The organism is Bradyrhizobium sp. AZCC 1678 (assembly GCF_036924765.1).
Classification (GTDB): domain Bacteria; phylum Pseudomonadota; class Alphaproteobacteria; order Rhizobiales; family Xanthobacteraceae; genus Bradyrhizobium; species Bradyrhizobium algeriense.
In genome coordinates this window covers 6894855-6909259 of record NZ_JAZHSE010000001.1, presented here as the reverse complement: position 1 = coordinate 6909259, position 14405 = coordinate 6894855, and the positions used below count along the sequence as shown (strand labels likewise).

The 14405-nt window shown below is 63.3% G+C and carries 12 protein-coding genes and 1 tRNA gene; 9 read left to right on the top strand and 4 right to left on the bottom strand.

Annotated features, from left to right (window positions below; all coding sequences use genetic code 11):
• The first annotated feature begins 45 nt into the window (after positions 1-45).
• The 5 genes from V1294_RS33125 to V1294_RS33105 are packed head-to-tail and all read left to right on the top strand — an operon-like array spanning position 46 to position 4772.
• The gene (locus tag V1294_RS33125) at positions 46-855 is read left to right on the top strand and encodes a nucleoside phosphorylase (RefSeq protein ID WP_334489933.1); all 810 of its coding nucleotides are present in this window, start codon (positions 46-48) and stop codon (positions 853-855) included.
• A complete protein-coding gene (locus V1294_RS33120) occupies positions 852-1556 on the top strand; it encodes a TIGR04282 family arsenosugar biosynthesis glycosyltransferase (protein WP_334484766.1) in 705 nt (234 codons plus the stop codon). Before V1294_RS33125 ends, V1294_RS33120 begins: the two co-directional genes overlap by 4 nt.
• Complete coding sequence (locus tag V1294_RS33115; protein WP_334503127.1) at positions 1553-2926, top strand: hypothetical protein; 1374 nt, start codon at positions 1553-1555, stop codon at positions 2924-2926. Before V1294_RS33120 ends, V1294_RS33115 begins: the two co-directional genes overlap by 4 nt.
• On the top strand, positions 2923-4002 hold the full coding sequence (locus V1294_RS33110) for a radical SAM protein (protein WP_334503125.1): 1080 nt from the start codon (positions 2923-2925) through the stop codon (positions 4000-4002). The genes V1294_RS33115 and V1294_RS33110 overlap by 4 nt, the downstream gene beginning before the upstream one ends.
• 35 nt (positions 4003-4037) lie before the next feature.
• On the top strand, positions 4038-4772 hold the full coding sequence (locus V1294_RS33105; protein WP_334503122.1) for a glycosyltransferase family 2 protein: 735 nt from the start codon (positions 4038-4040) through the stop codon (positions 4770-4772).
• Position 4773: 1 nt separating this feature from the next.
• On the opposite strand, the gene V1294_RS33100 is transcribed toward V1294_RS33105, so the two are convergent.
• From V1294_RS33100 to V1294_RS33090, 3 genes are all read right to left on the bottom strand, one after another.
• The gene (locus V1294_RS33100; protein WP_334503120.1) at positions 4774-5514 is read right to left on the bottom strand and encodes a class I SAM-dependent methyltransferase; all 741 of its coding nucleotides are present in this window, start codon (positions 5512-5514) and stop codon (positions 4774-4776) included.
• A gap of 29 nt (positions 5515-5543) precedes the next feature.
• Positions 5544-6206 carry a DoxX family protein gene (locus V1294_RS33095; protein WP_334503119.1) on the bottom strand — a complete coding sequence of 221 codons (663 nt, stop codon included), beginning with the start codon at positions 6204-6206 and terminating at the stop codon, positions 5544-5546.
• 779 nt (positions 6207-6985) lie between these two features.
• Positions 6986-7061, bottom strand: a tRNA-Ile gene (locus V1294_RS33090).
• Positions 7062-7228: 167 nt separating this feature from the next.
• On the opposite strand from V1294_RS33090, the gene V1294_RS33085 reads away from it, so the two are divergent.
• Positions 7229-8194 carry a TAXI family TRAP transporter solute-binding subunit gene (locus V1294_RS33085; protein ID WP_334484754.1) on the top strand — a complete coding sequence of 322 codons (966 nt, stop codon included), beginning with the start codon at positions 7229-7231 and terminating at the stop codon, positions 8192-8194.
• Between the two features lie 79 nt (positions 8195-8273).
• Here V1294_RS33085 and V1294_RS33080 read toward each other — a convergent pair whose 3' ends face one another.
• Positions 8274-9485 (bottom strand): ABC transporter substrate-binding protein, encoded by a 1212-nt coding sequence (locus V1294_RS33080; RefSeq protein WP_334503117.1) that lies wholly within the window; start codon positions 9483-9485, stop codon positions 8274-8276.
• Positions 9486-9668: 183 nt separating this feature from the next.
• Here V1294_RS33080 and V1294_RS33075 point away from each other — a divergent pair, with 183 nt between their 5' ends.
• The 3 genes from V1294_RS33075 to V1294_RS33065 are packed head-to-tail and all read left to right on the top strand — an operon-like array spanning position 9669 to position 13926.
• The gene (locus tag V1294_RS33075) at positions 9669-10781 is read left to right on the top strand and encodes a molybdopterin-binding protein (protein ID WP_334503115.1); all 1113 of its coding nucleotides are present in this window, start codon (positions 9669-9671) and stop codon (positions 10779-10781) included.
• 1 nt (position 10782) lies between these two features.
• Positions 10783-12744 (top strand): molybdopterin biosynthesis protein, encoded by a 1962-nt coding sequence (locus V1294_RS33070; RefSeq protein WP_442895401.1) that lies wholly within the window; start codon positions 10783-10785, stop codon positions 12742-12744.
• 51 nt (positions 12745-12795) lie between these two features.
• A complete protein-coding gene (locus V1294_RS33065; RefSeq protein ID WP_334503111.1) occupies positions 12796-13926 on the top strand; it encodes an FAD-dependent monooxygenase in 1131 nt (376 codons plus the stop codon).
• The last annotated feature ends 479 nt before the right edge of the window (positions 13927-14405 follow it).

Here is a 14405-nt window from a genome sequence, read left to right as displayed (position 1 = left end):
AACGCTACCAATGACCGGCAACCGGGTGACGAGGCTTGTCTGGTGATGGCAGTCAATGAGGGCGGGGTCCCGCCCATCCTCGCGCAAAAGCACTATGCGCAGCCGTCCGCCTTCACGCCGGAAAATCTGCTGCGCGAAGCGCGCAGGCAAAAGCGGATTACGGACGCCGGCATCCCGAACATCTGCATCCTCGATCCGGACGGCGACATCGTGCGCAGCCTGCTCGCCCGTGGCGAGGCCCGGCTTGAAGCGGGATGGGCCTGCTATCACACGCAGCTCTACAGCTTCAGTCGCGACGGGATTGAGTTCGGAATTGTCGGCTGCGCCGTCGGCGCCTCGTACGCGGTGCTGATCGCCGAGGAATTGTTCGCATCAGGCTGCAAGCTCCTGATCAGCGTCACGTCCTCGGGGCAGATCGTGCCGATGCGCCCGCCGCCTTATTTCATCATCATCGAACGCGCGCTGCGCGACGAAGGCACCAGCTATCACTACATGGCGCCGTCCGACTATTCGGATGCGGATGCCGGATTGATCGCGGCGCTCAACGGCGCATTCGGTGGATTTCCCGTGCCGGTGCTCACAGGCGCGACCTGGACAACCGACGCGCCGTTCCGCGAGACCCAGCCGGCGATCGACGCCATGGTCAAAAGGAATCTGATGGCAGTCGAAATGGAAGCAGCCGCGCTCTATGCGTTCGCACAAATCAGGCAAAAGCCCGTGCTGTGCTTTGCACATGTGACAAATCAAATGGGGCGCGTCGACGGGGATTTTGAAAAGGGCGAAGCAGACGGCAGCCATGACGCGCTGCAGTTGATCGCGATCGCCGCTGATCGCCTGCGGTCACGGCTGCCATGAGCGTCGCGGCGATCGGGATTGTATGCAAGGCGCCGCTGCCCGGCCGCTCAAAGACGCGACTTGCGACGGTCATTGGCGACGTTGCCGCTTCCGAGCTGTCCGCCTGCTTTCTGCGCGACGTGGCCGCGGCAATCGAGGCGGTCCCTGAGGCACTCGGCAGGCGCGGCTACGGCGTCTACGCGCCGGCGGGCACCGAAGACGTCATGCGGCAACTGCTTCCGGCAGGGTTCGGACTGTTGCTACAGGCTGGCGACGATTTGGGGCATGTGTTGTTGGGCGCGACGCGCGCGTTCCTGGACGCCGGACACGACTGTGTCCTGCTCGTCAATGGCGACAGCCCGACGCTGCCAATCCATTTGCTGGTACAGGCTATTGAAGCCATGCGCGAGTCCGGAGATCGGATGGTGCTTGGGCCAGCAAGCGACGGTGGCTACTATCTCATCGGCTTGAAGCATCCGCACAAGCACCTGTTTACGCAGATCGCATGGGGAACTGAAACCGTAGCTCGCAGGACGCGCGAGCGCGCTGCCGAAATCGGGCTTGCTACGATCCTGCTACCGGAATGGTACGATGTCGACGATATCGAAACCTTGCGCTGGCTGCAGGACGAGCTGGCCGGGCATTCGATCCGCTTTCGCGGCGGCGGATTTGCCGCGGCGAGCCGGGCCTTTTTGAAGGACGCGCCGCAGGTAAGCCAATGAAGCCCTTGCCAGGAGCGATCGCCGGTCAATTCGGTCGACTGGTGCGTTCCGACCACAAGATATCCCCACTTTGCCTGTTGGCCGGCATCGGAGTTGTCTTGTGCGGTCTTACCCTGGTGACTCCTTATGCCTTCGAGGCTGCCGGCGACAATGCCTTCATTGCGCTGAGCATCCTTGCAGGTCTGCTGACGATCGTAGCGACAAGTCTGGCGGAGCGTTCGCCAACTGGTCGCGCACTATGGCTTATCGTTGGACTTGGGATCGTGCTGAGAGGTTATGTGCTGCTGTTCGATCCACTTCTGTCCAGTGACGTCTATCGCTACGTCTGGGATGGCAGGGTTCAGGCCGCCGGCATCAATCCTTATCGCTTCATGCCAGCCGATGAGTCGCTGGCGTTTCTGCGCGACGGGATGGTCTTTCCTCACATCAACCGCGCTGATACGGCCGTAACCATCTATCCTGCCGTGGCGCAATTCTTCTTCCTCATTGTCACGCGGATCGGCGAAAGCGTGACGACGATGCGTCTCGCGCTGCTGGGGTGCGAGTCCGTCACAGTGATACTGATCGTGGTCCTGCTGCGGCGCATGGACCGCCCGGTGACGCGCGTAGTTGCCTATCTCTGGCATCCGCTGCCTGTGTGGGAGATTGCCAACAACGGCCATGTCGACGCGCTGATGGTTGCACTGATGCTGCTGGGTCTGTGGATTGCCCTGACCGGCCGTCCGCTCCGCGGAGCCGTGGTGATCACGCTTTCAGTGCTGGTCAAGCCCTATGCGGCGCCGGTGCTGGCCGGGATCTGGCGCCCCTGGGACGTCAAGATGCCGCTCGTCGTGATCGCTACCGTCGCGCTTTGTTATCTTCCCTATCTGTCGGTCGGCTCGGGAGTTTTCGGATTCCTCACCAAAGGCTATCTGGCAGAACAGGGCATCAGTGGCGGCAACGATCTCTGGCTGTTGTCACTTTGGCGCCTTGTGTTTGGCTATCATGAAGGTGATGTTGCCGCCTACGTCGCACTGGCCGCGCTGGTTCTTTGGTTCACAGGGCTCTCCGTGGCCCGCAGCGCTCATCACAGCATCGCATCCCGTCTTGCCGACATCAACATGCTGTTACTTCTCACGCTCCTGTTGTTGTCGCCCAACTATCCCTGGCATTTTCTAGTTATAATGCCGTTTGTCGCCCTGTGTGGATCCGCGCCTACGTGGGCCGTTTCGATCGGAGCGCTGTTGCTGTCCGAACAGCTCGACTGGGATTTCTACATTCCGCGAATTGTGAGCAAATCAATTCTGTTCGGAGGTCTTTTCCTGGCTTGCGCCTTTACGGCGTGGAGAGCCCGCATGCAGCGAACTGCAGTTTCGGGGGCATCGCAATGAACGTTTTCGGCGAAGTGCAGGGCACTCGCGCGGCGTTCGATCCGCGCCGCTATCACGAGACGGTCACGGGCGAGCGCACCGAGGTCGCCCACCGTCCGCCGGTCTGCGCTTATCTGGAAGTGACCAACCGCTGCAATCTGCTGTGCACCACCTGTCCTCGCACCTACGAGGAGCTCGAGCCGCCGGCAGACATGAGCTGGGGTTTGTTCACGTCGATCGTCGACCAGCTTCCCGGTCTGGCGCGCGTGGTTCTGCACGGCGTTGGCGAGCCGATGCTGGTCCAGAACCTGCCGCGAATGGTCAAATACCTGAAAGAGCGCGGCGTTTACGTCCTGTTCAACACCAATGGAACGGTCCTCAGTGAGCGCAACGGCCGTGCGCTGATCGACGCCGGGCTTGATGAGCTGCGTGTATCGCTCGACGCGTCAAATCGCGAGAGCTTCAAGGCGATTCGTGGCAGGGACTATTTCGGTCGGATCGTCCGCAATGTTCGTGCATTTCGCGAGCTACAGGAGCGGGAGGGGTACGCAAGGCCGCAAGTTTCCGTTTGGCTCACCGGTCTGAAAGAGACTGTCGAGCAACTGCCTGCATTTGTGAAAGTTGCGGCGGAGATCGGTGTCAAAGAGGTTTATCTGCAACGGCTCGTGTTCTTCACTGAATCCGCCATTGGCATGGCGCAACCGGATCAGGCCCTGTTCGAGCGCCTGACGCAGGCAGAAGCGGCCTACTTGAAAGAGGCGGAGGATCTGGCGCATTCCCTCGGCGTGACCTTCAGCGCGTCGGGCGCGGCGAGCGAGCCGGGACTAAGCCTGAAGGGCAGTGGTGATGGTTCGCCGTGGTCGCTCTGCCGACGGCCGTGGTCGTTGATGTATTTCACGGCCAATGGCCGCGCCTTGCCATGCTGCATCGCGCCATTTTCGCAACATGGCTACGAGAACTACACGCTTGGCCATGCAGGTCAGCAGTCCTTACACGACATCTGGAACGGGTCCGCGTATCGGGAGTTTCGTGCGGCCCTTCTATCGGACAAGCCGCCTAAGAGCTGCGCCAATTGCGGCCTGCGCTGGAGCCTATGAACGAGGTGACCCACGGGATCGGCGGGAAGCGGCCCGTGTTTTGCCAACCGCCGGTCGTTTCGGCGATCATTCCATGCCTCGACGAGGAAACGGCAATCGGCCAGGTCGTAGCTGCAGCGCTGGCACAGAACGTGAGTGAGGTCGTCGTTGTCGATGGCGGTTCGCGGGACCGCACGGCCGAGCGGGCACGGGCCGCCGGAGCTCGCGTGATTGTCGAGCCGCGACGGGGCTACGGTCGCGCCATCCAGGCAGGCATCGCCGCTGCGCGCGGTGACGCCGACATTCTGGTCTTTCTCGACGGCGACGGCAGTGATCCTGCAGAGCGCATCTCTGATCTGGTATCGCCGATCGTAACTGGGCAGGCCGTCTTCGTTGTCGGCTCGCGCGTTCGCGGTTCACGCGAATCCGGCAGCCTGTCGCCGCAGCAGCTCCTCGCGGCCCATGTCGCCAGGCTGCTCCTGCGCCTCGTCTATGGCGCAGGCTTCACCGACCTGTCGCCGTTTCGCGCCATCCGGCGGGATGAGCTCAGACATCTCGGTATGAAGGAGGAGACATATGGCTGGAACCTGGAAATGCTGATGCGGGTTGCAGCCGCCCGCTTGCCGGCACTCGAGATCGCCGTGGGGCAGCGGCGCCGGATCGGTGGGGTATCGAAGGTCTCCGGCAATCTCATTGCCGGCATCAAGGCGGCTTGGTCGATTTCGACGACATTTGTTCGCCTCGCGATTGAGCTGCGACACCAAAGGGGTCCGGGAGAGAGGCGCGGCTAGATCAGCGAGTGCCGGCACCCCGACAAGCAACGATGTCCCGGGGGGCTTTTCGATTCCCTGGCTCCGGTGGCGAAAACACCGCCAGGTATCCGCCGTCGCCTGCGAGCTGATGTGTGGCGACCTCGCGATAGCCAATGGCGGTCAGTTCGCAACGCAACAGCTCGATTGGCGTGCCATGCTCCGACGTCGGACGCTCGAGGTCGACAATTCCGACCCGCGCGCCCGACCTCAAGGCGGGCGCCAGATTGTAGAGGAAGGCGTAGGGCTGAGCTATTTCGTGATACATGTGCACGAGGATGGCAGCGTCGAGCGAGGAAGCGGGAAGGCGCGGGTCGTGTGGTTTGCCCAGCGCGAATGTGACATTTGTCAGCCTCAGGCGTTGCGTTCGCTTGGCGAGCGCGATGAGGTAACTTCGCGTGACGTCCTGGGCGATGACGGAGCCGGTGGGACCGACGAGACGGGAGAGACGCACCGTGTGGTAGCCGCTGCCTGCACCAATGTCGCCGACGGTCATGCCTGGCTTCAGTTCGAGAAGGCGGGCGACCTCACCGGCCTCATTCAGGGAATCGCGGTGCTCCTCGGAGGCACGGCCTGGGCTGACGATCTGCGCAACCGGGCGCTGAGGCGCGGGAAACTCCTTTGCAGGGACACCCGGCGGAGCAAGATAGCCGATGTCAGCGGCGTGTCCGCAACTTGCGCCTAGGCCCACAAGAAGCGTCACCGCGCGGGCCAGTGCTATCATGCTCGTCTCCCCACGTAGAACGACGCCGACTAACCGGCGATGTTGAAGAACCAGCCAACAAGTCCCTTCCCATCGCGCACGGCGGGCACTTTGCGGCGCAACCAGGCATCAAGGCCGAGACTGCGGCCGGCGCCCTCGAGCACAAACAGGAACATCAGCATGGCCAGGAACATGTACGACCACGGCCACTCGGCCGGATCGCCCGGCCGATAAATGCCGAGCCAGAGTTGCAGCGTATAGGCGAGGGCCAGCACGCCCACGAACCGTACCGCAAGCCCGAGGATCATCGAAGTGGCGAACGCAAGCTCGGCAAGAAAAGCAATTGGCCCAAAGAAATTCATGTTGGGCAACACGATATCCTTCACGAAGGTGCCGTGAAACTCGAACGCCGCGCGGGTGGTTTCCTGCTCGGTCCAGTATTGCAGGCCGCCGGACACGGGCAGCGGGAGTTTCCACAACATGCCCTCGAACCACATGCAGCCGATCAGGACCCGGGCCAGCCAGATTCCAAGATGTCGCCCGCTACGTTGCGCCGAATCCTCCCGCCAATTCTGGAAGGCCACTGCAATGCCGGCGAGCAGCAGTGCCCAGAACAGCGCCAGGATCAGAAAGCGCCAGTTTCCGAGCTGAAGATAGTCGCCGGTAGTCGCGGTCAGGAACTGCCAGACATCGGTAAATGGATTCTTGGGCATAGGCGCGTGCTCCAATGAATTGAATAGCTGCTCTGCCTATCGGCCAGTTGGCGCGCCGCAGCGCGGGCGATCGAGGACACATACCAGGTTACTACGCAGTAGAACGCGTGGTTATTACGCAGAAGGCCCGTCAAAAAACTTAGATAGCGCCCGTATCTCGCCCGGGAAGGCTTCCTGGTCTTCCCCGCGTAAGAGACCGCGTTGTGCGATGGTTGCGAAACCAGCCTCAGCAAACCACTGATTTGATTGGTGGACCCGGCAGGACTCGAACCTGCAACCAGGCCGTTATGTCCATCGGGATGTGCTTCTCATACCCGCTGACCATCGCCGTCGGGAGCGCCTCATTCATCAGCCGCAGGGTAGCCTGCAAACGGTCTATCGGAATAGCCGGCATATCGGCCGTCAAGCAAGCACCTGCGGTTTGGCAACCCGCAGGCGATCATTCGCTATAGCGAGCCGGTACAACTTCAATGTCGGAATTTTGGCCTGTAATCGCGCCGAGGCAACGCCATGGGCGGTTCTGCAAATTGCGCGATGATGGAATAGTGCCGGTGATTTGCCCGACGTGTCAAAATGTTTTCGAGGGATCGCTCAAACCATGCAGCGACCACCGGCTACTTTGCATGGGGTTGTTTTCGATATTTTTGGTCGGGAGCGCGGCCCGCCCTTCGCCGCTCCAGTCCGTCTTCGCTTTCGCTTTGCTCAAGCTACGCCGGACACCACGCTTCGCCCCTTCGGCCCCGCTTGGCTGCGCCACGCGTAGCCCGAAGGGCGAAGCGTGGTGGGCCCGGCAGGACTCGAACCTGCAACCAGACCGTTATGAGCGGCCGGCTCTAACCATTGAGCTACAGGCCCCGCCGCGAACGGCCGCGGGGGCGGCCGGCAACGGTGCCGCCATCGTTTACAGGCATGACAGCGATACGGCAATGCCGGGTTGGCAGCCAAGAACAGGCTTTCATCGGGCCCCGCGCTTGCCTACAACCTCCGTTGCATCATTCGTCACCGAACGCTTGAGGCTAGAAATGAAACTCGCTGGGATCGTCTGGGCCGGCCTGCTCCTGTTCGCCGGCGCCGCTGCGGCGCAGGAGGGAGGTAGGGCCATTACCAAGACCACAATCAGCCTGGGGACCGCGACGCCGGGCGGCGGCTTCCCGGTTTATGGCAATGCATTCGCGGAAATCCTGAATGCAGCCGATCCTACGTTGTCGATCGAGCCGCGCAACACCAAGGGTTCCTACGAGAATATTCCAATGCTGGAATCCGACCAGCTCGACATCGCGCTGGTGGCCGGCGAGCCGTCCTACGAAGCCTTCATGGGCATCGGGCGGGCGGCGACAAAGCTGAAAATCCTGACCGCGATGTATTCCAGCCCCGGCATGTTCGTGGTGCGGGCGGACAGTCCCTACAAGACGATCAGGGATCTGGTCGGCCAGCCGGTTGCCTTCGGCGCCAAGGGCTCCGGCCTGCCGATCCTGTCGCGCTACATGCTCGACGGTATTGGGCTGAAGCAGGACGAGGATTTCAAATCGATCTATCTCGACCGCGCCGGCGACGGCCCCGCCATGGTGCAGGACGGTCGCGCCGCTGCGCTGTGGGGCGCGGGCATCGGCTGGCCGGGCTTTGCCGCGATGGCGCAAGCGCCCGGCGGCGCACGGTTCATCGCGCCCGACGCTTCCGAAATCGCGCGCATCCGCGCCAAGCATACGTTCCTGAAACCGCTGACGGTGCCGGCCGACAGCTATCCGAACCAGCCAACTGCGATCGATTCCGTCGGCTCATGGAGTTTTGTGCTCGCGCGCGAAAGCCTGCCTGACGACATCGCCTACCGGCTGGCGCGCACGCTGCACAGGGCTGAGGCTGCGCTCTGCAAGAAGCTGCCGCAGGCCTGCGAGACCACGGCCGCGAACACGGTCGCGGCCGCGCCGAATGCGGCGCTGATCCACCCCGGCGTGATGAAATATTTCCGCGAGGTGGGCGTGGTGAAATAGGGCGAATAGCGAATGGCGAGTAGCGAATGGAAGAACTCGCTGCCGACCATTCGCCACTCACTACTCGCCATTCGCTCGACTACTTCTTCGCCATCGCGCACGCCGGATCGGGCGGACCGAACGCCTCATCGCCGGGGATCTTGGCGAGGATCTGATAATAGTCCCACGGATATTTCGATTCCTCCGGCTTCTTGACCTGCACCAGCCACAGGTCATGCACCATCAGATTGTCCTCGCGCAGTTTGCCGTTGCGGGAGAAGAAATCCTCGACCGGCTTTTCGCGCATCTTCGCCGCCACTTTCAGCGGCTCGTCGGTGCCGGCCTCCTTGATGGCGTTGAGATAGTGCATAACCGAGGAATAGACGCCGGCCTGCCACATCGTCGGCATTCGGTTCATCTTGGCGAAATAGCGTTTTGACCATTCACGCGTCTTGTCGTCCATGTCCCAGTAGAACGAGGTCGTCAGCAACAGGCCCTGGGCTGCCGGCAATCCCAGCGAATGGATGTCGGTGATCAGCGCGAGCAATGCCGCCATCTGCTGGCCGCCCTTCAATACACCGAACTCGGCGGCGGTCTTGATTTCGTTCATGTTGTTCGGCGGACCGGCGGCGATGCCGATGATCTTGGCTTTTGAGGCCTGCGCCTGCAGCACGAAGGACGACAGGTCGGGCGTTGCGAGTGGCGGCCGCACTGAACCCAGCACCTTGCCGCCATTGGCGGCGACGACGCTGGAAGCGTCGCGTTCCAGCGAGTGGCCGAACGCATAGTCGTCGGTGATGAAGAACCAGCTATCGCCGCCGCGCTTCACCACCGCCTGCGCGGTGCCTGCGGCGAGCGAACGGGTGTCGATCACCCACTGCATCGCGTAGGGCGTACAGAATTTGCCGTGGAAATCCGCGGCCAGGGTCGAATGCGTGATGAACAGCTTCTTCTTGTCATTGGCAATGTTCTGCACCGCAAGGCCGACCGCGGAGACCGGAACGTCGACGATCAGGTCGACCTGATCGACGTCATACCAGCGCCGCGCAATCGCGCCGCCGATATCCGGCTTGAGCTGGTGGTCGCCGACGATGATGCTGATCGGCTTGCCCAGCACCTTGCCGCCGAAATCGTCGATCGCCATTTGCGCTGATGTGACCGAGCCCTGGCCGGTCGGCGTCGCCGCCGGCCCGTTCATGTCGGTGAGGACGCCGATCTTGACCACATCGTCTGAAACTTGCGCGAGCGCGGCGGTCGACGCCAGCAGCGCGGCCGCAAGTATTCCCAGCCTGGATAGGTTCCTGGCGAACATCCTGTCTTCTCCTCCCTGGAATCGGCGCGTTGGCCGCTGGTTTTGGCAGGCGGTTTGATCCGCCAATTGGTCTCATTTGCAACTATTTTCGGGCGGCGTCAACGTGGTTCCGTGGAGGGGTCCCGACGATAGGCTGCCCCCGGTTCTGTTTATTTCCGGCCCGATTCAGGGCATAGCCGGACCATGACCTCGCCCCAGCGCCTCCCGAACTCACTTACGCCGCTCGATGCGGCGCTCGACGCCTTGCTGCAGGGCGTGGAACCGGTCGCGCCGGTGGAATTATCGCTCAAGGAAGCACTGCGCTGCATTGCCGCCGAAATGCCGCCGCTCGAGGCCCGTCCGTCACGCGACATCGCCGCCGTCGACGGTTACACCTTCCGCGCGCGCGATCTCGTCGGCGCATCTTCCTATTCGCCGTTGCCGTTATCGGCGCCGCCGGTCTGGGTCGAGGCCGGCGAGGCCATCCCGGAGGCCTGCGACTGCGTGCTCGATTCCGATTCCGTCGATTTGTCCGGGCCGATGCCGCAGGTGCTGGCGGAAGCGATTCCGGGGCAGGGCGTGCGCCGGGCCGGCGGCGATGTTGCGGCCGGTAGTCTCGTCGTGGAGGCCGGGCGGCGCGTGCTGCCGCGCGATCTCCTGCTGGCACGCGCTGCCGGAATAGAGCGATTGAACGTCCGCCGTCCGCGCCTGCGCATCGTCAATGTCCCCGGTGGCGGCGTGGCGGCGAATCTGATCGCAGAGAGCGCGCAAGCGACAGGTGCCGAAACCGTCTCCTTCACCGCTGCGGGCCGCGATGCCGGATCGATTGCGGCGGCACTCGATGACGGCGCGTCCGATCTGCTCCTGATCGTCGGCGGCTCCGGCGTCGGCCGCACCGATGCGGCGGTGACCGCATTGGCCGCGCGCGGCAAAATTCTTAGCCATGGCATTGCCCTGCAACCCGGCCGCACCTCGGCCGTCGGGCGCCTCGGCAAGACGCCCGTCGTGGTGCTGCCGGGCGCACCGGATCAGGCCCTCGCGGCATGGTGGACGCTGGCGCTTCCCGTGCTCGATCGCCTCGCGGGCCGGCGCCAGCGCAAAACAGTCAATTTGCCGCTGTCGCGCAAGATTGCATCCAGCGTCGGCATCGCCGAGATCGTGTTGCTGGAGCGGAAGCAGGATATGTGGGCCACGCTGGCGGTGGGCGAATTGTCGCTCGACGCGATCGCGCGTGCCGAAGCCTGGCTCGTGGTATCAGGCGGCTCCGAAGGCTTTGCGGCAGGCAGCCCGGTCGATGCCTATATGTTGCGGGAGTGATATGAGTTCGGGAATGACCAATACGCCTTCGCCAAGAGACCGCGACAATAGCGAGCAGGACCAGTTCCTGACGATCCTGTCGCGCGAGGATGCGCTGGCACGTTTCGAGGCAGCCTTGTTCCCGCGTGCGGTGCCGGCAGAGAAGCGCCCGCTCGCCGACGCGCTCGGCTGTGCGCTTGCCGAGGATGTCGTGGCGCCGATCGACGTGCCGCCGTTCGACCGCTCCAATGTCGATGGTTTTGCGGTGCGTTCGGCCGATCTTGCTTCCGCCGGTGAGGCTTTACCGGTGCGCGTGATGCTGAACGACGAGGTGATCACCTGCGGTACCGCGCCGACGCGGCCGGTATTGTCGGGGACGGCCACGCCGATCGCGACCGGCGGTCCGGTGCCGCGCGGGGCAGACGCCGTCGTGATGGTGGAGCATACGCAGCCATCCGGACCTCGCGCGATCGAAATCCGCCGCGCCGCTTCCCCAGGGCAATTCGTGTCCCATGCCGGTTCCGATATCGCCCGTGGCGAGGCGCTGCTGCGTGCCGGCACCATCATCGGCTCGCGCGAGATCGGCATGCTGGCCGCCTGCGGCATCGCGGATGTCACCGTCGCGCGGCCTCCGCGCGTCGCCGTCATCTCCACCGGCGACGAACTCATGCAGCCCGGCCCGCCGTTGCGCCCGGCCGCGATCTACGACACCAACGGCGCCATCGTCACCGCGGCGATCTCCGAGAACGGCGGCGAGGCGGTGTTTCTGGGCGCGATTCCCGACGACGAGGAAGCACTCGAATCTGCCATGCGCCGGGCGCTCGAGACCAGCGACATGCTGATGCTGTCGGGCGGCACGTCGAAGGGCGCGGGCGACGTGTCCCACCGCATCATCGGCCGGCTCGGCAAGCCCGGCATCATCGCGCATGGCGTTGCGCTGAAGCCCGGCAAGCCGCTGTGCCTTGCGGTATGCGACGGCAAGCCCGTGATCATCCTGCCGGGATTTCCGACCTCGGCCATGTTCACCTTCCACGACATGATCGTGCCGGTGCTGCGGCGGATGGCCGGCCTGCCGCCGCGTTCGGACGCCAAGGTGGCCGCACGCGTGCCGGTGCGGATCGCCTCCGAACTCGGCCGCACCGAATTCGTCATGGTGTCGCTGGTCGAAGGGGCGGACGGGTTGATCGCGTACCCGACAGGCAAAGGCTCCGGCGCCATCACATCATTCGCGCAGGCCGACGGCTTTCTGCGCATCGATGCGCTGGCCGACCAGATGCCCGCGGGCGTCGAGGCCGAGGTGACGTTGTTCACGCCGCATGTGCGGGTGCCAGATTTGGTCATCGTCGGCAGCCATTGCACCGGGCTCGATCTCGTCACCGCGCCGCTGGCGCATGCGGGATTTGTCGTGCGCTCGATCGCCGTCGGCAGTCTCGGGGGGCTCTCCGCCGCCAAGCGCGGCGAATGCGATTTTGCGCCGATCCATTTGTTCGACGAGAAGACCGAGACCTACAACACGCCCTATCTCAGCGACGGGCTCGAACTGGTGCCGGGATGGCGGCGCATGCAGGGCATCGTATTCCGCAAGGTCGACCGGCGCTTCGAAGGGCTGTCGGCCGAAGACGCAGTTCGCGCCGCACTCGCTGATCCCGCCTGTATCATGGTCAATCGCAACCAGGGCGCGGGCACGCGCATCCTGATCGACCGGCTGCTCGGCGGCGCGCGCCCGGACGGCTACTGGAATCAGCCGCGCTCGCACAATGCGGTGGCGGCCGCGGTCGCGCAGCATCGCGCCGACTGGGGCATGACCATTGCGCCGGTCGCGCATGCGTCAAACCTGGGTTTCATTCCCTTTGCCGAAGAGCATTATGATTTTGCACTGGTGAAGGCGCGCAAGCAGCGGCCGGCGGTGCAGGCCTTCCTTGATGCGCTGGTATCGGAAGCGAGCCGCGCGGCGCTGGAGCAGGCGGGATTTCGGCCGGCCTGACGCGCGACTTGTGAGAAGCTGTCATTAGAAGCGGCTCGGGCAGGGACGGGAATGGCAAGACCGCTATCGATTGCGATCATCGGCGCCGGCATGGGTGGGCTCGCGACCGCCGCGGCGCTGCGGCGGGTGGGCTTCGACGTCACCGTCTACGAGCAGGCCACGCAATTCGCGCGGATTGGCGCCGGCATCCAGATCGGCTGCAATGCCATGAAGGTGCTGCGCGGGTTGGGGCTGGAGGCACGACTGCGCGGCCAGTCGTTCTATCCGCGCTCCTGGAACAACCGCGACTGGCGCACCGGCGAAGTCAAATTCGATATGATCTTCGGCGAGAGCGCCGAACAGAAGTTTGGTGCGCCCTATCTGCTGGCGCATCGCGGCGATCTTCATGCGGCGCTCGCCAGCGCCGTTCCAGATCAATGCGTCAAGCTCAATCACAAACTGGTCGGGCTGGAGGAAAGCGGCGAGGGCGTCCGGCTCGCCTTTGCTAACGGCGCGACCGCAGTTGCCGACGCGGTGATCGGCGCCGACGGCGTTCACTCGGTCGTGCGAGATATTTTGTTCGGCATCTCGCCGGTGAATTTCACCGGGCGGATCGCCTACCGCACCACCTATCCCGCCGCGCTGCTCGGCGGCGAAAAGATCGACGATTGCACCAAATGGTGGGGCGAGGAGCGCCACATCGTCATCTATTACGTCAAGCCGAACCGCAGCGAGATCTACCTCGTCACCAGCCAGCCGGAGCCGGAGTTTCGGATCGAGTCGTGGTCGGCGAAGGGCGACGTTAGGGAATTGCGCAGGGCGTTTGCCGGCTTCGACCGTCAGGTTCAGCAAGTACTGGCCGCATGCCCCGACGTACACAAATGGGCGATTGTCGATCGTAACTCGCTGGAGCGCTGGACGGATCGAAACGTTACGCTGCTTGGCGATGCCTGCCATCCGATGACGCCCTACATGGCGCAGGGTGCGGCGATGGCGATCGAGGACGCCGCGGTGCTGTCGCGCTGTCTCGACGGTGTCGATCTTGACGGTGTCGCCAATGCCTTCCGTCGCTTCGAGGCGACACGCAAGGAACGCACCGAGCGCATCCAGCAGACCTCGCGCGCCAATACCTGGCTCAGCGGGAAGACCGATACCGATTGGGTTTATGGCTACGATGCCTGGACGGCGCTGCTGGCAGCGTAACGGTGCCCGGCGTTACTTGCAGAACGCGCTGACGGATTTGTTGATAAAGGAGACGCCGCCGATGTGACGCTGTTCGATCTCTCCAAGCGCGCGTTGTGCGCCCGTGCCGCGTCACACGGACACGAGGTCTGAAAAAAGGACTTCGGAGTCTAGCCTGATGCGTCACGATGTTTCAGACAGCAAGCCCATTAGAAACCTCTTACAATTGCTTAGTCAGAATCGTACGATCGTCCGGTCTTGACCTATCGGAACAAGTGCAGTGGAACTTAGCCAAACGGAACGAGGACAAGCGTGGCTCGCGAATTTTGAAGAACACGAGCAGGCGACAGCGCGCATGCTCTTGGATGGGCTTGATCTCGTTGGTCAGGATCGCCTCCGAGCCGGCTTGATTGAGTTGGTACTTGGGCTCGCGAAGACGGTGCCTAGTCCGATTGCTCTTATACCCGTGCGAGAAATGGCTTACGGGCAGAGCTATTATA